We start from the raw sequence: 19,769 nt of genomic DNA, 5'->3' as shown, positions 1-19,769 counted from the left end.
CGCTCCCGGTGGCGAGGGCGTGCTTGGATGTCCCCTGTGCCAGCCACGCGACCCACGGACGGTGATGCCGTCGACCCTGTCGTGGGGGAGCCGGCGGTGCACCCGGCGAGCGAGCTGGTCCTCCGCGCCGACCAGCAGCGGTGGGCCGACGTGCGGCCGCACCTCGCCGCCATGGAGGTCGTCGTCGCCGCCCTGCAGGGGCGCACGGACGGTGCCGTGCTCGTCGTGGGCGGCCCCGACGCCGCGCCGTGGTCGACCATCCTCGCGGGCCAGTGGCCCGGCCTGCGCGTGTCGACGGTGCAGCTGCCCGACGACGCCTCGACGACGCATGCGCGGCTCACCGTCGAAGGACCCTTCGACCTCGTCGTCGACGCGTCCGACGAGGACGGCAACGACCAGGCCCTGCTCTTCCAGCGGGTCTTCATGCACCTGCGCCGGGGCGGCGAGTACGTCGCCCGCCGGCTCGTCCCGCATCCGCTCGAGGACTCCGCCGCCACCCCGGGCCCGGAGGCTCCGCTCCTGCAGCGTCTCTCCGCGTCGCTGACGGCATCGGACGGCGGCACCCGGATCGCTGTCGACGACGCCCTGCCCAACGAGAACCTGCCTCCCGAGGCTGCCTATGCCGGCGACCTGTGGGGCCTCGTGGCCACAGCGCAGGAGGCACGCACCCGCGACTTCCACGACGACCGGGTCGAGGCGCCTGCCTACCGGGACGTCGAGGGGCTCGGGCGCTCGCTCGAGCAGGTCCATGTCCACAGCAAGGTGCTCCGGGTCGTCAACGGCGTGCGCGTCGCCCCGAAGCTGCGCGAGGAGGAGGTCGACGCCGTCCTCGCGGGGCGGCCGGAACTCGGGGAGCGGCTCGATGCCCTGCCCCCGGTGACGTGGACCGCGACGTGCGCCTACGACGTCAACCGGGAGGCCGACCCCTACGTCCAGTCCCGCCTCGCCGTGCCCGAGATGGTCCTACGGCGCTACGACGCCCCGACGTGCTCGCGCGGGCAGATCGTGACGCGCGACGACATCCTCTTCCCCGAGACGTTCCGCCAGAGCTGGATGGAACGGATCGCCAACGTCTACGTCGTCGAGCGCGCGCCCCGGTTCGGGACCGTGCGGCGGGACATCAGCGCCCCCGATGGGCTGCCTGGTGCCTGGTTCCACCTCGACTCCGAGTGGCCGGGGCACTTCGGCCACCTCGTGACCGAGCAGGTGAGCCGGATGTGGGCCTGGGAGCGGGTCCGCGAGCTCGAACCCGACGTCAAGGTGCTCCTGACGCTCCAGCACGACCGGGAGCCGGCCGTCCTCGCGCCCTTCGAGATCGACATCCTCGGTGCGTTCGGGATCACGCCCGAGGACATCCACGTCTTCACGGCCCCCTGCCGACCCGAGCGGCTCTACACCTCGACGGGCATGTTCTCGCTGCCGCGCTTCGTCCACCCCTCCATGGCGGCCATCTGGAACCGTGTCGGGGACCACGTCGTCGCTTCGGCCGAGAAGCGCGAGCGCCCTCGCCGGATCTTCGTCTCCCGTCGGCCCTCCCTCAAGCGCTCGTGCCACAACGTCGCCGAGGTCGAGGCGTTCTTCGTCGATCGAGGCTTCGAGGTCGTCCACCCCGAGGACCACCCGCTCGCCGAGCAGGTGGCCTTCTTCCGCGCCGCCGAGACGATCGCAGGCTTCGCCGGCAGCGGCCTCTTCTCGCTGGCCTTCTGCCGGACGCCCAAGCGCGTCTTCGCGCTCGGACCCGATGCCTACACGGCCCGCAACGAGTACCTCATCTCGGCCCTGCGCGGTCACGACCTCACGGCGGTGCGCAGCCGGTCGGACCTCGAGCACCCCGAGGGCTCATGGACCCAGCAGGCGTTCGCGTCGAGCTTCACCTTCGACCTCGACGACGAGGGTCGCTTCCTCGCCGAGCGGCTCGACCGCGCAGACGCCCTCGGACCGCTGTCCCGACGGCGCGGCTGAGGGCGGTCAGCCGGCGTGCACTCCGACGGAGAGCACGCTGATCGAGGTGAAGGGGGGCCCGTCCGACCGGAAGTCCTCGCCGCCGAGCCCCGCGATGTGCTGCACGACCTCCTGCCCCGACGTCACCCTGCCGATGAGGGAGTAGACCGGTGCCCCGGCCGGCACCGTGAAGTCGCGGTGGACGACGAAGAACTCACCGGCGGTCCCGGGGAAGCCGTCCCCCCGGGCCAGCCCGACGTCGCCGACCCGGTAGGTCCGGTCCGCGGGCACGTTCTCGAGGGGCAGGTCGTAGCCGGGCTCGGCCGTGCTGCGTCCTGATGGGTCACCGCACTGGAGAAAGGCGGTCGGCGCCGGGTCCGTGGTGAGCCGGTGGCAGACGCTGTCGGTCCAGTAGCCCGCGCGGGCCAGCGTGACGAACGATGCGACGCTCCTGGGGGCGCGCCTCCCGTCGAGGCGGAACGTCAGGTCCCCACACGTCGAGCGCACGTCGGCGATCCAGCTCGAGCCCGCTGCCACGGACGCGTCCGGAGCTGCCGTGAAGGTCGGGAACGCCGTGGGTGGTAGCGGGGGAGCCGTGCACGAGACGTCGCCCGCGGCGGGCGCGGATGCCGGCTCCCCGCCGCGCAGTGCGACGACGGCGACGTACAGCGCGACCGCCAGTGCGGCGACGACCAGCGCGGCCGTCGCGAGGAACCACACGTTCCTGCGTCGCGACGACGGCGCCTCGGGCATGGGGGCAGCGTACGACCGGGGGAGTGGACGGGACATGCCTTCCGGGCTGGGACAATGGACGTATGCCGCCCTCCGCCCTCCCCGACGGCGACCCCGCTCCCCGCACGGGTGAGCTGCCCGCCGCGGCCCTGACCGACCTCCCGGGCACCGACCTCGGCATCTACGTGCACGTGCCGTTCTGCACGGTCCGCTGCGGCTACTGCGACTTCAACACCTACACGCTGACCGAGCTCGGCGGCCCGGGCGCGAGCATCGGCATCGACACGTACGCCGACGCGGCCCTGCGCGAGCTCGACCTCGCCCGTTCGGTCCTGGTCGACGAAGCGCCCATGGTGTCAACGGTGTTCGTCGGTGGTGGCACCCCCACGATGCTGAGGTCCGCCGACCTCGTGACGGTGCTGGACGGCATACGCACGCGGTTCGGGCTGACCCCCGACGCGGAGGTCACCACCGAGGCCAACCCCGACTCCGTGACGCCCGACTCGCTCCGGGAGCTCGCCGAGGGCGGATTCACGCGCGTCTCCGTCGGGATGCAGTCGGCGGTGCCCCACGTGCTCCACACGCTCGAGCGCACCCACGACCCCGACAACGTCGCGCGAGCCGTCGCCGCCACCAAGGCGGCCGGGATGCAGGTCAGCGTCGATCTCATCTACGGCACGCCGGGGGAGTCGCTCGAGGACTGGCGACGCAGCCTCGAGACCGCCGTCGCCCTCGAGCCCGACCACATCTCGGCCTACGCGCTCGTCGTCGAGGACGGCACCAAGCTCGCGGCCCAGGTGCGCCGCGGGCTCGTGCCGGCGCCGGAGGACGACGACGAGGCCGACAAGTACGAGCTCGCCGACGACCTGCTCTCCGCCGCCGGGTTCGGGTGGTATGAGGTGAGCAACTGGGCGCGCTCGGAGCAGACCCGGTGCCGCCACAACGTCGCCTACTGGTCGGGGACGAACTGGTGGGGCGTCGGACCGGGTGCCCACAGCCACGTCGGCGGCCTCCGCTGGTGGAACGTCAAGCACCCCAGTGCGTATGCCGCCCGGCTGGGTGCGGGGGAGTCCCCCGCCCAGGCGCGCGAGATGCTCACCGACGACCAGCGCTACGACGAGCGTGTGCTGCTCGGCACACGCCTCGTCGAGGGACTGCCGGTCTCCGATCTGCGAGGATCGGGTCGCACCGCCGTGGCCGGCCTCATCGCCGACGGCCTGCTCGACGGCACGGCCGTCCTGCGGGACTCGCGTCTCGTCCTGACCCGGCGCGGGCGCCTGCTCGCGGACACGGTGGTGCACCGGCTCCTCGCCTCCTGAGGAGCCCTCGACGAGGAAGGCCCCCGATGAGCGAGACCCTGTCGACGACCACCGGTGACGCGGCGGACTCCCACGCGAGCCGCGGAGCGGTGTCCCACGCCGCGGAGGTCGTCGCCGCGGCCCGACGCGCCTTCGACGACGGGGTCACCAAGCCCCGGGAGTGGCGGGTCGCCCAGCTGCGGGCCCTGCGCTCGCTGCTCGTCGACCACGAGGACGAGCTCGCCGAGGCGCTGCACGCCGACCTCGGCAAGAGCGCCACCGAGGCCTGGGTCACCGAGACCGGCTTCGTCGTCCGCGAGATCGACCACACGCTGCGACACCTTCGGTCGTGGACCGCCCCGCGCCGTGTGCCGGTGCCGCTCTCGCTCGCACCCGGCCGGGCCAAGGTCGTGCGGGAGCCGCTCGGTGTCGTCCTCGTCATCGCGCCGTGGAACTACCCGGTCCAGCTGTGCCTCGCCCCCCTCGTGGGCGCGCTCGCCGCCGGCAACGCCGTCGTCCTCAAGCCGAGCGAGATCGCCCCGGCCACCTCACGGGCGCTCGCACGCCTGTTGCCCCTGAAGCTCGACGCCGCGGCCGTCCACGTCGTCGAGGGTGCGGTCCCGGAGACGACCGCGCTGCTCGCCGAGCGGTTCGACCACATCTTCTACACCGGCAACGGAGTCGTCGGCCGGGTCGTCCTCGAGGCCGCCGCCCGGCACCTGACGCCGGTGACGCTCGAGCTCGGGGGCAAGTCCCCGGCCTACGTGGCCGACGATGCCGACCTCGAGGTGACCGCCCGGCGGCTCGTCTGGGGCAAGTTCACCAATGCCGGCCAGACGTGCGTGGCGCCCGACTACGTGCTCGCGAGCCGTTCGACGCTCGACGCCCTCAAACCCCTTCTCGGGCAAGCGATCCGAGAGGCGTTCGGTGACGACCCGTCGGCATCGGCCGACTACGGCCGGATCGTCAACGCGCGCCACTTCGAGCGGCTCACCGCTCTCGTCGACCCGGCCAGGGTCGTTGCCGGCGGTCGGTCCGACGCGTCCACGCGCTACCTCGAGCCGACTCTCGTCGAGGTCGACGACGCGGACGACCCGCGTGAGCTCGTCATGCGTGAGGAGATCTTCGGACCCGTCCTGCCCCTCGTCGCCGTCGACGGGCTCGACGCGGCGATCGACGTCGTCAACCGACGTGACAAGCCGCTGGCGCTCTACGTCTTCACGGGCTCGGACGAGGTGCGTCAGCGCTTCGTGCGCGACACCTCGTCCGGCGCGCTCGGCTTCAACATCCCCCTCGCGCACCTCGCCGTCCCCGGCCTGCCCTTCGGTGGGGTGGGGCCCAGCGGCATGGGCGCGTACCACGGCGAGCGGTCCGTCGCAGTGTTCTCGCACGACAAGGCCGTGCTCACGCTGCCCACCAGGCCCGACACCACGGTCTGGGTGCGACCGCCCTTCACCTCGCTCAAGGAGCAGGTCATCGCCCGCCTCGCCGTCCCCGGCCGCCGGCGACGCGGGGACCGCTCGGAGCCGCAGCAGCACCAATGACAGCCGTGTCATTAACACAGGAGTGGTCCGGGATCACGTAGATCTCTCGCGTGTCGCATGGGATTTCTGGGAAACCAGTGATCGTGTGGCCCGATTGTCCTAGATTGCCGAGAGCACCCACGGCGACCACGGGAGACACCGATGCCACTCGAGCGCGACCTCATGGCCGACCCCCGTCTCTCCGGGCCCGGCACCGCCTCCGCTCGGGGCCCCCGTCCCGCACGGACGCGCACCGGCGCCGTTCTCGTCGCGGTGGTCGCGCTCCTGCTCGGCGCCGTCGGGACGGTCGGTCTGGCGGGACCGGCCCGCTCAGCCGAGTGGATCGTGCTGTGCACCGGCTACGACCCGTGCCAGGCGGCCGGCTACCCGAACTCGGGCTACAAGGACAACAGCGCCACGAGCTACTGGCGCCAGTCGACGGGGCACAACTGCACGAACTACGTCGCCTACCGCCTCGTCAAGAACGGCCTGCCCAACACCAAGCCCGCCACCTTGTCCGGCAACGCCTACAACTGGGGTCCGGCCTTCCCGAGCCAGACCAACGACGACCCTGCCGTCGGGTCGGTCGCCTGGTGGAACACCTCCTTCTCCTCGACGGGACACGTCGCCTACGTCGAGAGGGTGGTGTCGGCCGACGAGATCCTCGTGTCCGAGGACAACTGGGGTGGCGACTTCAAGTGGCGCAGGGTCACCCGGGCCGGCGGCAAGTGGCCCAACGGCTTCATCCACCTCAAGGACCAGGGCGCGACGGTCGTCGACACCGACGTCTACCGCCCCGTGACCCCCACCCGGCTGCTCGACACCCGCACCGGCCTCGGGGCTCCGGCCGCCAAGGTCGCGGCCGGCACGTCGATCGGCCTGCAGGTCAGCGGCCGAGGCGGCGTCCCGAGCGGCGGGGTCGGCACCGCGTTCCTCAACGTGACGGTCACCGCCCCCACCGCGGCCGGCTACCTCACGAGCTACCCGTCCGGTGCGACCCGCCCCGGCTCCCGCAGCGTCACCTACCCGGCCGCCGGCACGATCAGCGAGCTCGTCCCGGCCCGGCTCGGCACCGACGGCAAGGTCCGGCTCTACACCTCGGCGGCGGCGCACCTCGTCGCGGAGGTCGTCGGGTGGTACCCCACGACGGGGCACCTCGTCTCCGTCACGCCGACCCGTGTCCTCGACACCCGCACCGGTCTCGGCACCGCCCGGGTGCGCGTGCCCGCGAACGGCAGCGTCGACCTGCCGGTGGCCGGCGCCGGCATCGTCCCGAGCACGGGGGCGTCGGCCGTGGTCCTCGCCGTCTCGGCGGCCGCGCCCAGCGCGGGCGGCTGGCTGACGGCATACCCGACGGGGACGACCCGGCCGACGACCGCGCACGTGCGCTACGACGCGGACGCCCCCATGACGGGCGTCGTCGTGTCGCGGATCGGCACCGGCGGCAAGGTGACCATCCAGTCCACGGCCGAGACCGACCTGCTCGTCGACGTGGTCGGCTGGTTCAGGACGGGCGGTGACCACGTCGCGCTCGCCCCGTCACGGGTGCTCGACACGCGCATCGGGCTCGGTGCCCCGACGGGGCGCGTCGCGGCGGGCTCGACCGTCTCGGTGCCCGTCCTCGGCCGGGCCGGGGTGCCCACCGTCGGGGTGGCGGCCGTGTCGATCACCCTGACGCCCATCGCGCCGACGGCGACGACCACCGTGACGGCGTACGCCTCGGGCACGACCCGACCGACCCCCGCGAACGTCACCGTGGCCTCGGGCCGCGCCCGGGTCAACGCTGTCGTCGTCCCGGTCGGCGCCGACGGGGCGATCACGGTGCACACGAGCGCGGCGTCCTACCTCGTCGTCGACGTCCAGGGCTACCTCAAGAAGTGACCTGGGGGACCTGGGGGACCTGGGCGACCTGGGTGCCCAAGGCCACGGCGTCCCGGGCGCCCGTCGCCGCTCAGGCGCCGGGCTCCGTGACGAAGTCGATGAGCTCCTCGACGCTCGCGAGCAGCGTCGGCTCGAGGTCGGCGTAGGTGCGCACCGTGCCGAGGATCCGCTTCCACGCGTTGGCGATGTCGGCCTGGCTGGCGTGGGCCCAGCCGAGCTCGGCGCAGATGCCGTGCTTCCACGACGTCCCGCGCGGGATGACCGGCCACTGCTGCCAGCCGAGCCGTTCCGGTCGCACGGACTGCCAGACGTCGACGTAGGGGTGTCCGAGGATGCGCACGTGCTGGGACAGGCCGGGAAGCGCCTGGGCCTGCGCGACGATGCGGGCCTCCTTGGTGCCGGGGACGAGGTGGTCGACGAGCACGCCGAGGCGCCGACCAGGTCCCTGCTGGAACTCGGCGATGATGCCGGCGAGGTCGTCGACGCCGTCCATGAGCTCGACGACGACGCCCTCGACGCGCAGGTCGTCGCCCCAGACCTTCTCGACGAGCTCGGCGTCGTGACGACCCTCGACGTAGATCCGCGACCCGCTCGCGACGCGCGCTCGCGCTCCCTCGACGGCGACCGAGCCGCTCGCGGTCCGGGACGCGGCCCGGCGGGCGTCGGCGAGGGCGGCGCCGGCGGCGGCCTGCGGGGGAGTGAGCGTCACCGGGGCGCCGTCGACGAGGAAGCCCGGGCCGAGGGGGAAGGCCTTGGTGCGCCCGCGGCGGTCCTCGAGGTGGACGACGTGCATCCCGCCGGCCTTCTCGACCCGCACGACGGCGCCGACCCAGCCGGTCTCGACCTCCTCGACGACGAGGTCGGGCTCGGCCGGGGTCGGGGTCGACCGGCCGCGGCGCGGGGCACGCCAGTCGCCGCTGAGCACGTCGGATCCGTAGCGATCGTTGGGGGACACGACTAGGGAGGGTATGCCGCTTGGTGGACCCGGACGCAGCCGCCACGCGGGCGGGGTCGGAGCTGCCCCGACGGCATACGGTTGGATGAAATCGGAGATCCGCGAGGCACGACGTAGACTTGGCACTCGTCGATCGAGAGTGCCAGACCCGTGAAGGAGGGGACGCGATGAGCGAGGACCGCAGGCTGATGGTGCTGCGCGCGATCGTGCAGGACTACGTCCAGACCTCCGAGCCGGTGGGGAGCCGGGCCCTCGTCGAGCGCCACCACCTCGGCGTCAGCGCCGCGACCGTGCGCAACGACATGGCCCTGCTCGAGGAGGAGGGCCTGATCCACGCGCCGCACACGTCGGCCGGGCGCGTGCCCACCGACGCCGGCTACCGCGTCTTCGTCGACCGCCTGAGCGCCGTCAAGCCCCTCGGGTCGGGCGAGCGCCGGGCCATCGGCCAGTTCCTCGAGGGCGCCGTCGACCTCGACGACGTCGTCGACCGCACCGTGCGCCTGCTCGCGAGCCTGACCCGTCAGGTCGCCGTCGTGCAGTACCCCTCGCTCACGCGGTCGACGGTGCGCCACATCGAGCTCGTGCCGATGGGGTCCTCGCACCTGATGATCGTGCTCATCGTCAACACCGGGCGCGTCGAGCAGCGCGTCGTCGACACGGGCCGCGTGCTCTCCGACGGCACGGGCGAGGCGCTCGTCGCCACGATCCGCGCGCGCATCAACGAGGTGGCGGCCGGCGTGCCGTTCACCGTGGCCGCGACCCGCCTCCGGCGCCTCGTCGACGAGGCCGACGAGGCCGACCGTGCCGCCATGGAGGCCGTGGTGTCCGCCCTCGGCGACGCCCTCGTCGAGGAGCGTGAGGAGCGCGTCGTCCTCGCCGGTCAGGCCAATCTCGCACGCGCCGGCACCGACTTCCCCCGCACCATCGGCCCGATCCTCGAGGCACTCGAGGAGCACGTGACGCTGCTGCGCCTGCTCGGCCAGCTCGGCGACGACCCCGACCTCGTCTCCGTGCGCATCGGGTCCGAGAACCCCGTGACCGGGCTCCAGTCGACGTCCCTCGTGTCGATGGGCTACGGCTCCGGTGCCGAGCGCGTCGCGAGCCTTGGAGTGCTGGGCCCGACCCGCATGGACTACCCCACGACGATGGCCTCGGTCCGCGCCGTCGCGCGCTACGTCTCCGAGATCCTCGACGAGAACCAGGCCACCTGACCCACCTGCAGCACAGCGGCCAGTCCGCCGGCGCAGCGCCGCGCCGGAACCGAAAGCACCACGTACCAAAAGGAATCTCAGCTTGAACGACTACTACGCCGTCCTCGGGGTCTCGCGCGACGCGAGCCAGGAGGAGATCAAGAAGGCCTACCGTCGGCTCGCCCGCAAGCTGCACCCGGACGTGAATCCCGGCGCCGAGGCCGAGGAGGAGTTCAAGCGGGTCTCGCAGGCCTACGACGTGCTCTCCGACCCGCAGAAGCGCCAGTCCTTCGACATGGGCGCCGACCCCTTCGCCTCGGGTGGTGGCGCCGGTTTCGGTGCGGGACAGGGCTTCTCGTTCAGCGACGTCATGGACGCCTTCTTCGGCGCGGGCGCCCAGGCCGGCACGCGCGGACCCCGGGCCCGCGTGCAGCGCGGCCAGGACGCCCTCGTGCGCCTCGACATCGACCTGTCGAAGGCCGTCTTCGGCTCCGAGGAGGAGCTGACGCTCGACACCGCGGTCGGCTGCAAGCGCTGCGACGGCGACGGCGCCGAGCCCGGCACCGGTCGCCAGACCTGCCAGATCTGCAAGGGCGCCGGTGAGGTGCAGCAGATCCAGCGGAGCTTCCTCGGCCAGGTCATGACCTCGCGCCCGTGCGTCAACTGCCAGGGCTACGGCTCGACCCTCACCGACCCGTGCCACGACTGCTCGGGTGACGGCCGCGTGCGCACCCGTCGCTCGCTCAAGCTCAAGGTGCCCGCGGGCGTCGACACCGGCACCCGCATCCAGCTGACCGGAGAGGGCGAGGTCGGCCCCGGCAACGGGCCCAAGGCCGACCTCTACGTCGAGATCCGCGTCGTCAACCACGACACCTACACCCGTCGCGGTGACGACCTGCACTGCAACGTCGAGCTGCCCATGGCCGCGGCCGCACTCGGCACGAGCTTCAAGCTGTCCACCTTCGACGGCATGCAGGACCTCGAGATCAAGCCCGGCACGCAGAGCGGCGACGTGCTGACCCTGCGCGGCCTCGGCGTCACCCACCTGCGCCACGGGGGTCGCGGCGACCTGCTCGTGCACGCCACGGTGCAGACGCCGACCCGCCTGACCGAGGAGCAGCGGGAGCTGCTGCACCAGTTCGCGACCCTGCGCGGCGAGGAGCGACACGAGGGTCGCCTCACCCCCGCCAACAAGGGGCTGTTCGGCAAGCTGCGCGACGCCTTCAAGGAGAAGTGACCCCCACGTGAGTGCCCGGTGACCCACCAGCTCTTCCTCGGCGAGCCGTCCGCGGTCGCCGGGGCCGTCGTCGGGGCGTCCCTGCTCCTCGACGGTGACGAGGGGCGTCACGCCGCGACGGTCGTGCGCATCCGACCGGGTGAGCGCTACTTCGTCGCCGACGGTGCGGGCCGGCGCGCCCTGCTCGAGGCCACCGACGTCGACCGGGCATGGGTGCGGGGCCGCGTGATCGAGGTCAGCGACGAGGCCGAGCCGGCCCCACGCCTCGTCCTCGTCCAGGCCCTCGCCAAGGGCGACCGTGACGAGCAGGCCGTCGAGGCCGCCACCGAGCTCGGTGTCGACGAGGTCGTGCCCTGGCAGGCGGAGCGCTCCGTCGTCGTCTGGCGCGGAGACCGCGCCGCCAAGTCCCTGGCCAAGTGGGCCGCGGTCGTGGCCCGGGCGACCAAGCAGTCACGCCGGTCGCGTGTGCCGGTGACGTCCCCCGCGGTCGGGCTCGCTCCGCTCGTGGCCCGTGTCGGGGAGGCCTCACTCACGCTCGTGCTCCACGAGGACGCCACCGAGCCGCTCGCGTCCGTCGAGCTGCCCGCTTCGGGCGACGTGCTCGTTGTCGTCGGTCCGGAGGGTGGCATCACCGACCGCGAGATCGACGCCCTCAGCGCCGCGGGAGCGCGACCGGTCCGGCTCGGGTCGACGATCCTGCGGGCGTCGTCCGCCGGTCCCGCCGCCCTCGCCGTCCTCAGCGCACGCACCCGCTGGACCTGACGGCATACGCCCTCTGGTTCGAGGTGATCTCGTCACGGGGGTGGGTGCCGCGCTCACCTCGAACGGGGTGGAGCGGGTCCGGTCAGCGAGCGGTCACAGGGACGAGCTGCTCCGCGAGCGGCGACCCGTCCTTCGCGCTGCTGGCGAAGACGCGGACGACATAGTCGCCGGGCGCCAGCGACGACTTCGTGGTGAACCGGTACGTGCCGCGGTCCGGGGCACCCACCGACGCCGTCGTGAAGCCGTGGTCGACGCGTTGGCCGTCGCGGAGGAGCTCCCACTCGACGGTGGCCTCGAACGTGCTGGCGACGCCCTTGACGGTGAGCCGTGCGCCGGCCTTGACGGCGGAGCCCCGGGCCGGCTCGTCGACCCAGACGGGTGCGACCTGGTCGAGGACCGTCATCGGGTCGGTGGGCCGCGTGAAGGACGCCGAGACCGGGTGGCCCGGTGAGACCTCGCTGCCGCCGTCGGCGAGCTCGAAGCGGACGGGCCGTGCCGTGCCCGCCGCGGCCTGTGCGGTCCAGCCGAGCTGCTCCGCGGCGAGGGAGTCCGTGCTGGTCGTGCCCGACGAGAGGCGGACGGTGATCGCGCCCGGACCGATCGTCACCGACTGCACGCTCACCCCCGACCACGCGAACGCGTAGGAGGAGCCCTTCGGCGGTGTGCCCGTCGCGAGGCGGAGCGCGGCCAGGGCCCGGGCCTCACCGATCACCGGCGTCGTGACACCGGTCGACACGAACTCGCGGAAGAGACGGAGCTGGTCGCTGCCGGCCACGACCGGGCCGAGGTAGTAGACCGGCACGCTCGCGGTCGTCGTGGCCGGGGGCGGGAGCGCGGTCGTCGCCGGGGAGGTCGGCCGCTGCGCGGTCTGCGTCGGGACGCTCGACGGTGCGCCGGACGACGTCGGGGTCGACGCCCGCGCGGTCGAGGTGGCCACGTCGGTCGGAGTCCCGGCGACCGGTGGTGTCGGCGCGGACGGCCGGTTCACGGCCCAGACGGTGCCGGCGACGAGGACGGCGGCGGCCGCCGCCACCGCAGGGACGAGCCACCGGTGGCGCCGGGACCCGGAGCCGGCGCCGGTGCCGGCCCCCCAGGACGACTCGTCCGACGCATGGGCGTCGGCGAGGATCGCGCCGAGTCGGTCGGTGGGGGTGATCGACCGCGCCTCGGCATCGAGGGCGCGGCGCACCCGGTCCTCGACGGGGCGCAGCCCGGCACCGATGAGGGTCGGCTCCTCGCCGGGCGTCTCGCCCGGTCGCGTCGGCTCGGTGTTCATGACAGCTCCAGGGGGTCGATGGTGCGTCGCAGGGCCGTCAGGCCGCGGTGGGCGTGGGTCTTCACGGCGCCGGGGGAGATCTCGAGGGTGTGGGCGATCTGGGCCTCGGAGAGGTCGGAGTAGTAGCGCAGCACGAGCACCTCCCGCTGCCGGGAGGGCAGGGTGCGCAGCGCGTCCAGGACGGCGTCGCGGTCGGCCGTGTGGAGCACCTGGGTCTCGGCGCTGCCGTGGGTGCCTCGACCCGGGGCGTCGGCAGCGCCCGCGTCGCGGACGTTCTGGCGGTCGACGACGACGGTGTGCCGCTGCACCGACCGGCACCCGTTGACGACGGCGGTCTGGAGGTAGCCGACGACGCGGCCGCCGTCCCGGATGGCCGACCAGCTGCGGTGCGTCGCGACGAACGCGTCCTGCACGACGTCCTCCGCTGCCAGCTGGTCGCGCAGCAGCAGCCAGGCCAGGCGGACGAGCCGCTGCCAGTGCGCGTGGTAGAGCTCGGTGATGGCGACGTCGGGGTCGGTCGGCAGCTCGGACCCGCCGGGGGTGACCACTCCTCCGGCGTCCGGGGCGGGAGCCCCACCACCGCCCGTGGCGGGAAGACCAGCGGCCCCGGAGGCCGCGGGGTCGCTGAGCTGGCCGGCCGGCATACCCAACGTTCTCACGGACAGATGACGCGCAACGGGAGCACAGGGTTGACACGTCGGAGGCGTGAGGGTCCGGAATGCGCCGCAGGTCCACGGCTGCCCGGGGGCTGCCGTGGACCTGCGGTTCGAGCGACCGGTCGGGTCAGCCGGCCGCCTTGGCCAGGACCTCGACCTCGCTGACGGTCATGTAGCTCGCCGCCGTCATGACGACCCGCACTGCCGAGGTACGTGTGGGGGTGATCGGCACCGTCACCACCGGTGCGGCTGGTCCGCTCGCAGCCACCGTCACCTCGCTCGACACGGGGGTCCAGGTGCTGCCCACGAGCGCCTCGACGTGGAGCGTCCGGGCGTAGCTGACGTTCCCGCCGTCCTGGTAGAAGCGGGTCGTCACCCGGGTGACGTCCCGAGCGCCGGGCAGTGTGACCGTCAGGGTGTCGCCGGGACGCTGGGTGCCCGAGCGCCAGTTCGACCAGGCCTTGTCGGTCAGCACGCCGTTGACGATGCCCTGCACGGAGTAGCCCGGCTCCGTGAAGGTGGCCGAGGCCGTCGTGCCGGGGGCGAGGGCCGCATTGGCCTCGACCGGCTCGGTCACCGTGACGACCGCCGTGGCCGGTGCGGTGGACCCGTCGGGCAGGGTGGCTCGGCCGGGCAGCGTGACCGTGCCGACCGAGTCGTACGCCGCGCCGGTCGTGTCCCACGCCACCGGCAGGGTGACCGTCACGTCGTAGCGGTCCGACGTCGCCGTGACGGTTGCCGGCAGGTCCGGCGTGCCGCCGACGTACGTGCGTGCCGCGGCCGGCGTGGTCGACGAGATGGCGTCAACGGTGACGACGGCCCGTGCCGCGTACTCCCGCCCGGTGGCGGGGTCGGTGGCGGTGCCGAAGACGAAGACCTGGCCCGGGCGGGCCCACCGCACCGCGGGCACGGGGCGCCACGTCACGGGCAGGGCGGCCGTCGCGGCGCCGACGCGGTCGGGCGCCACCGCCGTGGGAAGGGTCGGAGCAACTCCGGGCATCGTGAAGACCGCGACGTCGGCGACGCCGCGCACGGTCTCGTCGACGAGTCGCCACCGCTGGTTCGCGGCGGCGTTCGGCTGCCAGACCCCCACGGACGAGCCGTCGGCCGTGGCCTGTCCGCCCACCTCGACGTTGCCGGGACCGGTCGCGCTCGAGATCGTCCACATGCCGTCGCCCGTGGTCGAGAGGTACCACTGTGCCGATGCGTCCGGCGTGGTCTGTGCCGCCTCGAGGACGAGAGCGCCGGATCGCAGGGCGACCTGACGACCGTCGAGTGCTCGCAGCTGGTAGCGCTCACGGTTCGTGTCGCCGCCCGTGAGCTTCGTCGCGGTCCAGAGCTGGTCGGCGCTCGCGGTGTCCGTCGTGCGGATCGCGATACCGGTCTGCTCGGCGTCGAGGGAGCGCCCGCTCTGGACGCCGACGAAGCGGTACGCGTGGCCCTCCTGGAAGGTCGGCGCGTCCGTGGCGACGCCACGGACGTCGGAGACGACGAGGGTCGTGACGGACTGGGCCGGCACTCGCACCGTGGCCGAGGTGCCGTCGACCGCCACCGGGGTCTGCGACCGGAGTGCGCCGTCGGCGTCGGTGACGACGGCGGTCACGCTGGCCTTGGGGCCGATCTTGCCGAACTTCGAGAGGTCGATCGCGAGGTCCTGCGCTGTCGTCGAGCCGTTCGTGTGCACGAGGGTCGCGGTGCGCGCGTCCGGGCGGATCGCGGCGATCGTGCTCGTGTCGTCGACCTTGACGACGTGGTCGCCGGGACGGATGTAGTGCGTGAAGTTGCGCACGGTGTTGAACTTCTGGTTCGTGAAGATGGGGCAGGTGGCCAGCGTGTCCTTGGCCGTGCAGTCGAAGCGCATCTGGATGCTGCCCCAGTTGGCGCCCGCCGCGCTCTCCCCGCCGGGCTTCATGTTGTCGTAGTCCTCGACGGGCTGCCAGAAGACCCACGCCGACGGCTCGAGCTCGCGCAGGTCGTCGGTCATCCGCTGCGCCATGCCGATACCGGGCTCCATGGAGGTGAAGCTCTGGCCGTTGCCCCAGCTGCCCTCGACCTCGGACATCCACAGAGGCTTGTCGTCGGACTTGCTGAGGTCACGCACGGCCGTCCGCTGGGCGGTGCCGTAGGTGTGGACGTTCATCCGCGACACGGCGGCCTTGACGTCGGCCGGGTAGCTCATCCAGTTGGTGACGAAGGTCCCGGGGTTGGTCTCGTCCATCGCCGCGATCTTCGCGTCGGTCCCTGAGCCCGCGAGGCGCTGGTCGAGCGAGCGCACGACGTCCTGCTGCAGCTGTGGTCCGATGTGGGCGCCCTCCTGGCGGCCGCCGGTGGGCCGGCCGTCCGCGCCGAGCTGGGTGCCCCAGTAGCTCGTGTTCGGCTCGTTGAAGGGGTCGATGGTGTCGACCTTGATGCCGTGCGCCGCCTCCAGGTGCTCGGTCACCTTGACGAGGTATGCCGTGAAGTCGCCGATGCTCGTGCGCTTGAGCTGGTCCTGGCCGGCGTTGTAGTTCCCCGAGGCGTAGCCGCTCTCGGTCATGAACCATGGCGGGGAGTTGCTGAAGGTCTCCCACTTCGTGATGCCGCCCTTGATGCGGTCGACCCACCAGCGCTGGGTCTGGTCGGCATCCCAGTTCCAGTCGGCCGCGTCGTCCGGCGACCACCAGTCGACGTCGGTCCGCGTCGTGCCCTCCGGTGCCTTCCACCAGCCCTGCACGGCGCCGCCGGGACGCAGGTAGTCCTCGACGTCCGGCGCGTTGCCGCCGCCGATGTTGTAGCGCGCGATGTTGAGCGCCAGCCCGTCCTTGCCGAAGACGAGGTCGGCGAGCTTGTTGCGGACGGCGTCGGGGTAGTCGCCTGTCGCGTTGGCGAACCACACGAGGCTCGTGCCCCAGCCCTCGAAGGCGGGCTGCTGGTAGGACGGGTCGGGCGTGAGGCGCACGACGGGGACACCGTCGCCGCTGGGGGAGGCGGCCGTGGCGGAGGTCGTGGGAGCAGCGGCCGGTGCGGGCGCCGCAACGGCGACGGAACCGGCGAGCAGCGAGCCGACGGCGACCGTGACGGTCGCCAGCGCGCCCGAGGCGACGCGGGTGGGACGGGGTCTCATGGGTTGGTGCCTTCCTGGAGCGACGGCGGTGGCGGTCCGGGGTGAATGCGCACCCAACGCCCGGAATGGGCGTATGTTTGCGCAAACATCGGCCGCCGACACGGTCCCAGCCGGGCTGGACGGGTGTCAAGGGGGCGTCTCGCGGCGGCTGGCAGGATGGCGTCGGAAGCGGACGGCATGCGCGAGCAGGACGAATGGGACGAGCAGGAGGAACGGTGGGGGAGCGACGAGCGGTGTCGATGGCCGACGTGGCGCGCCTCGCCAACGTCTCGTCGCAGACGGTGTCCCGCGTGGCGAACGGCGAGACGAGCGTCGTCGATAGCACGCGCCAGACGGTGCTCCGCGCCATGGAGGAGCTCGGCTACCGTCCCAACAGTGCGGCGCGAGCCCTCAAGCGTGGAGCGTTCCGCGCCATCGGGGTCATGACGTTCACCCTGTCGACGACCGGAAACGTGCGCACGCTGGAGGGCATCGTCGCGGCGGCCGCCGTCCACGACTACGCGGTGACCCTCATCCCGGTCAACGCCCCCTCCCAGGACGCCGTCCGCGGAGCCTTCACGCGGGCCGGTGAGCTCGCCGTCGATGCCGTGGTCGCCATCATGGAGACCCACCTCGCGAGCGACGCCCCCGCGCCCTACCCGCCCGGTTTCAAGGTCGTCGTCGCCGACTCCGACGACGCCGGCGACCGTCACCCCGTCGTCGACACCGACCAGGCGGCGGGCGCCGCCTCGGCGACCGACCACCTGCTCGACCTGGGGCACCGCACCGTGTGGCACGTGGCCGGCCCCGAGAGCTCGTATGCCGCCCAGCGGCGTCGCGATGCCTGGCGGGCGCGGCTCGTGGCCAGGGGGCTCGAGGTGCCTCGGGTGCTGCACGGTGACTGGACGCCCGAGTCCGGCTACGAGATCGGTCTTCGGCTGGCCGACGAGCCCTCCTGCACAGCGGTTTTCGCCGCCAATGACCAGATGGCACTCGGGCTCCTCCGAGCCTTCCACGACCGCGGCCTGCGGGTCCCTGAGCAGGTGAGCGTCGTCGGGTTCGACGACGTGCCCGAGGCGGCGTCTTACATCCCCCCGCTCACCACAGTGCGCCAGGACTTCGAGCAGATCGGCCGGCTCTGCGTCGAGCAGGTGCTCGGCCAGGTGCGGGGCACGGGGCCGACCACCGGCACGACCCTCGTGCCGACGCAGCTCGTCGTGCGGGCGAGCAGCGCCGCGCCGAGCCGCACGGGTGCGCGCCGACCACGTCGTGCCTAGGGTGCAGTCATGACCTCGCAGACCCCCAGTGACTGCCTCTTCTGCAAGATCGTCGCCGGTGAGATCCCGTCCGACCGGGTCGCCGAGAGCGAGCGGTCGATCGCCTTCCGCGACATCAGCCCCGCCGCGCCGATCCACGTCCTCGTCGTGCCGAGGCGCCACGAGCCGACGGTGGGTGCCCTGGCGGCGGCGTCCGGTGACGACCTCACCGACGTCTTCCGGCTCGCGGCCCGCGTCGCGGAGCAGGAGGGCGTGACCGACGCCCACCGGATGATCGTCAACACCGGCAGCGGCGCCGGCCAGACCGTCTTCCACGCACACGTCCACCTGCTCGCCGGCGCGGCCTTCACCGAGGGGAGGATGGTGTGAGCGACGAGACCTCCACCATCGACGAGAAGCCCGACGCGACAACGGGATCGGCGGCCGAGAAACCGAAGACCGATGCCGCCGAGGCGAAGCCCGTCGACCCCGTCGACGACCTCGTGACGACCCACCACACCCTCAAGATCGGCCGGCGCCGGCTGCGCTACACCGCGACGACAGGGCGGGTCGTGCTCCGCGAGGAGGAGCACAAGGACGGCACCTTCGGCGGCCACAAGGCGCGCGCGGAGCTGTCGATGACGAGCTACGTCCTCGACGACGCCGATGCGCGCACGCGTCCGGTCACCTTCGCCTTCAACGGTGGTCCCGGCAGCTCGAGCGTCTGGCTGCACCTCGGCCTGCTCGGTCCGCGCCGCGTCGTCAGCGGCGACGTGGGCGCCCTCCAGCCGCCCCCGTACGACCTCGTCGACAACCCCGAGTCGCTCCTCGCGGTCAGCGACCTCGTCTTCATCGACCCCATGTCGACCGGCTACTCACGCGCGGTCGAGGGCGGCAAGCCGGGGGACTACCACGGCTACCAGAAGGACATCGAGTCCGTCGGCGAGCTGATCCGGCTCTGGACCTCGCGCAACGGCCGCTGGATGTCGCCCAAGTTCGTCGCGGGGGAGTCCTACGGCACCCTCCGCGGCGCGGCGCTCGCCGAGCACCTCCAGTCCCGCTACGGCATGTACCTCAACGGGCTCGTCCTCATCAGCAGCGTCCTCGACCTCAGCTCGGTCGACTTCGAGAACCAGCGCAACGACCGCGCGCACGCGCTCTACCTGCCGACGTATGCCGCCGTGGCCCACTTCCACGGCAAGCACGGCCGCCGCTCGCTGCGGTCCGTCCTCGACGAGGCCGAGGCGTATGCCGCCCGCGACTACCCGTGGGTGCTCTCTCGTGGCCATCGGCTGACGAAGGCCGAGCGCGCCGAGGCGGTCTCGACCCTGGCCCGGCTCTCGGGGCTGACCGAAGACTACGTCGACCGCGCCGACCTGCGCATTGAGCACTGGCGCTACTTCACCGAGCTGCTGCGCGACGAGCGCCTCTCCGTGGGTCGGCTCGACGCCCGGTTCACGGGACCGGCCGCCGCCGCGATCGCCGAGAACATGGACGCCGACCCGTCTCACGACGCCATCGCCGGCCCCTACGCCGCGGCCTGGAACCACTACGTCCGCGACGAGCTCGGCTACGTCAGCGACCTGCACTACGAGCAGATCTCGCGCCTCGTGCACCCGTGGTCGTTCAAGGACTTCGAGGGGCGGCCCATCGACGTGTCCCCGAAGCTCGAGCGCGCGATGCGCCAGAACCCGCACCTCAAGGTCCACATCGCCTACGGCTACTACGACGGCGCCACGCCGCACTTCGCAGCGGAGGACGTCGTGGCCCACCTGCAGCTTCCTGCCGACCGGCTCGCGAACGTCGAGCACGCCTACTACGAGGCCGGCCACATGATGTACGTCCACGAGCCGTCACGCGTGCAGCAGAGCAAGGACCTCGCGGAATTCGTGGTGAGGAGCTCGGGCCGCGACACGTAGACTCGTGACCACGATGAATGACGCGCAACCTCGACCATCCGACAGCGACGGCCCTGACGCC

The 19,769-nt window shown here is 72.6% G+C and carries 15 protein-coding genes; 10 read left to right on the top strand and 5 right to left on the bottom strand.

What is annotated here, in order from left to right:
* Window positions 1-27: 27 nt before the first annotated feature.
* Entirely contained in the window at window positions 28-1,962 is a 1,935-nt protein-coding gene (locus AB4Z14_RS07705) for a glycosyltransferase family 61 protein (RefSeq protein WP_442274696.1), read from the top strand.
* 6 nt (window positions 1,963-1,968) lie between these two features.
* On the opposite strand, the gene AB4Z14_RS07700 is transcribed toward AB4Z14_RS07705, so the two are convergent.
* Window positions 1,969-2,694 carry a peptidylprolyl isomerase gene (locus AB4Z14_RS07700; protein WP_442274695.1) on the bottom strand — a complete coding sequence of 242 codons (726 nt, stop codon included), beginning with the start codon at window positions 2,692-2,694 and terminating at the stop codon, window positions 1,969-1,971.
* 62 nt (window positions 2,695-2,756) lie between these two features.
* Between AB4Z14_RS07700 and hemW the strand changes: the two genes are divergently transcribed.
* From hemW to AB4Z14_RS07685, 3 genes are all read left to right on the top strand, one after another.
* Window positions 2,757-3,992: a radical SAM family heme chaperone HemW gene (gene hemW / locus AB4Z14_RS07695; RefSeq protein ID WP_442274694.1), complete on the top strand. Its 1,236-nt coding sequence runs from the start codon at window positions 2,757-2,759 to the stop codon at window positions 3,990-3,992.
* A gap of 26 nt (window positions 3,993-4,018) precedes the next feature.
* Window positions 4,019-5,515 (top strand): aldehyde dehydrogenase family protein, encoded by a 1,497-nt coding sequence (locus AB4Z14_RS07690; protein ID WP_442274693.1) that lies wholly within the window; start codon window positions 4,019-4,021, stop codon window positions 5,513-5,515.
* Window positions 5,516-5,656: 141 nt separating this feature from the next.
* The gene (locus AB4Z14_RS07685) at window positions 5,657-7,375 is read left to right on the top strand and encodes a CHAP domain-containing protein (RefSeq protein WP_442274692.1); all 1,719 of its coding nucleotides are present in this window, start codon (window positions 5,657-5,659) and stop codon (window positions 7,373-7,375) included.
* 70 nt (window positions 7,376-7,445) lie between these two features.
* Here the strand turns inward: AB4Z14_RS07685 and AB4Z14_RS07680 are convergent, their stop codons facing one another.
* Window positions 7,446-8,330 carry a DUF3097 domain-containing protein gene (locus AB4Z14_RS07680; protein ID WP_442274691.1) on the bottom strand — a complete coding sequence of 295 codons (885 nt, stop codon included), beginning with the start codon at window positions 8,328-8,330 and terminating at the stop codon, window positions 7,446-7,448.
* A 167-nt stretch (window positions 8,331-8,497) separates the two neighbouring features.
* On the opposite strand from AB4Z14_RS07680, the gene hrcA reads away from it, so the two are divergent.
* The 3 genes from hrcA to AB4Z14_RS07665 all read left to right on the top strand — a co-directional run bounded on the left by hrcA (window position 8,498) and on the right by AB4Z14_RS07665 (window position 11,519).
* The gene (gene hrcA, locus AB4Z14_RS07675; RefSeq protein WP_056824900.1) at window positions 8,498-9,541 is read left to right on the top strand and encodes a heat-inducible transcriptional repressor HrcA; all 1,044 of its coding nucleotides are present in this window, start codon (window positions 8,498-8,500) and stop codon (window positions 9,539-9,541) included.
* Window positions 9,542-9,623: 82 nt separating this feature from the next.
* Window positions 9,624-10,757, top strand: coding sequence for a molecular chaperone DnaJ (dnaJ, locus tag AB4Z14_RS07670; RefSeq protein WP_020142578.1), 1,134 nt, complete (start codon window positions 9,624-9,626; stop codon window positions 10,755-10,757).
* Window positions 10,758-10,775: 18 nt separating this feature from the next.
* Window positions 10,776-11,519 carry a 16S rRNA (uracil(1498)-N(3))-methyltransferase gene (locus tag AB4Z14_RS07665; RefSeq protein ID WP_442274690.1) on the top strand — a complete coding sequence of 248 codons (744 nt, stop codon included), beginning with the start codon at window positions 10,776-10,778 and terminating at the stop codon, window positions 11,517-11,519.
* Window positions 11,520-11,601: 82 nt separating this feature from the next.
* Here AB4Z14_RS07665 and AB4Z14_RS07660 read toward each other — a convergent pair whose 3' ends face one another.
* The 3 genes from AB4Z14_RS07660 to AB4Z14_RS07650 form a co-directional block, all read right to left on the bottom strand.
* A complete protein-coding gene (locus AB4Z14_RS07660) occupies window positions 11,602-12,795 on the bottom strand; it encodes a Gmad2 immunoglobulin-like domain-containing protein (RefSeq protein ID WP_442274689.1) in 1,194 nt (397 codons plus the stop codon).
* Window positions 12,792-13,439, bottom strand: a complete 648-nt coding sequence (locus tag AB4Z14_RS07655; RefSeq protein ID WP_442274688.1) for a SigE family RNA polymerase sigma factor — start codon at window positions 13,437-13,439, stop codon at window positions 12,792-12,794. Before AB4Z14_RS07655 ends, AB4Z14_RS07660 begins: the two co-directional genes overlap by 4 nt.
* Window positions 13,440-13,578: 139 nt before the next feature.
* A complete protein-coding gene (locus AB4Z14_RS07650; protein WP_442274687.1) occupies window positions 13,579-16,554 on the bottom strand; it encodes a glycoside hydrolase in 2,976 nt (991 codons plus the stop codon).
* Window positions 16,555-16,769: 215 nt separating this feature from the next.
* Between AB4Z14_RS07650 and AB4Z14_RS07645 the strand changes: the two genes are divergently transcribed.
* The 3 genes from AB4Z14_RS07645 to AB4Z14_RS07635 are packed head-to-tail and all read left to right on the top strand — an operon-like array spanning window position 16,770 to window position 19,708.
* Window positions 16,770-17,810: a LacI family DNA-binding transcriptional regulator gene (locus AB4Z14_RS07645; RefSeq protein WP_442274686.1), complete on the top strand. Its 1,041-nt coding sequence runs from the start codon at window positions 16,770-16,772 to the stop codon at window positions 17,808-17,810.
* Window positions 17,811-17,819: 9 nt separating this feature from the next.
* On the top strand, window positions 17,820-18,179 hold the full coding sequence (locus AB4Z14_RS07640) for a histidine triad nucleotide-binding protein (protein WP_056780126.1): 360 nt from the start codon (window positions 17,820-17,822) through the stop codon (window positions 18,177-18,179).
* Window positions 18,176-19,708: a S10 family peptidase gene (locus AB4Z14_RS07635; RefSeq protein WP_200961834.1), complete on the top strand. Its 1,533-nt coding sequence runs from the start codon at window positions 18,176-18,178 to the stop codon at window positions 19,706-19,708. The genes AB4Z14_RS07640 and AB4Z14_RS07635 overlap by 4 nt, the downstream gene beginning before the upstream one ends.
* The last annotated feature ends 61 nt before the right edge of the window (window positions 19,709-19,769 follow it).

This window comes from Terrabacter sp. 2TAF16 (assembly GCF_052115065.1).
Lineage (GTDB): Bacteria > Actinomycetota > Actinomycetes > Actinomycetales > Dermatophilaceae > Terrabacter.
The sequence above is the reverse complement of the archived record's forward strand: the minus strand, read 5'-3'. Positions and strand labels throughout refer to the sequence as shown.

Coding starts and splice junctions, on each gene's coding strand:
- AB4Z14_RS07705 (WP_442274696.1), top strand. CDS start 28: ATGTCCCCTGTGCCAGCCACGCGACCCACGGACGGTGATGCCGTCGAC.
- AB4Z14_RS07700 (WP_442274695.1), bottom strand. CDS start 2,694: ATGCCCGAGGCGCCGTCGTCGCGACGCAGGAACGTGTGGTTCCTCGCG.
- hemW (WP_442274694.1), top strand. CDS start 2,757: ATGCCGCCCTCCGCCCTCCCCGACGGCGACCCCGCTCCCCGCACGGGT.
- AB4Z14_RS07690 (WP_442274693.1), top strand. CDS start 4,019: ATGAGCGAGACCCTGTCGACGACCACCGGTGACGCGGCGGACTCCCAC.
- AB4Z14_RS07685 (WP_442274692.1), top strand. CDS start 5,657: ATGCCACTCGAGCGCGACCTCATGGCCGACCCCCGTCTCTCCGGGCCC.
- hrcA (WP_056824900.1), top strand. CDS start 8,498: ATGAGCGAGGACCGCAGGCTGATGGTGCTGCGCGCGATCGTGCAGGAC.
- AB4Z14_RS07660 (WP_442274689.1), bottom strand. CDS start 12,795: ATGAACACCGAGCCGACGCGACCGGGCGAGACGCCCGGCGAGGAGCCG.
- AB4Z14_RS07655 (WP_442274688.1), bottom strand. CDS start 13,439: ATGCCGGCCGGCCAGCTCAGCGACCCCGCGGCCTCCGGGGCCGCTGGT.
- AB4Z14_RS07650 (WP_442274687.1), bottom strand. CDS start 16,554: ATGAGACCCCGTCCCACCCGCGTCGCCTCGGGCGCGCTGGCGACCGTC.
- AB4Z14_RS07640 (WP_056780126.1), top strand. CDS start 17,820: ATGACCTCGCAGACCCCCAGTGACTGCCTCTTCTGCAAGATCGTCGCC.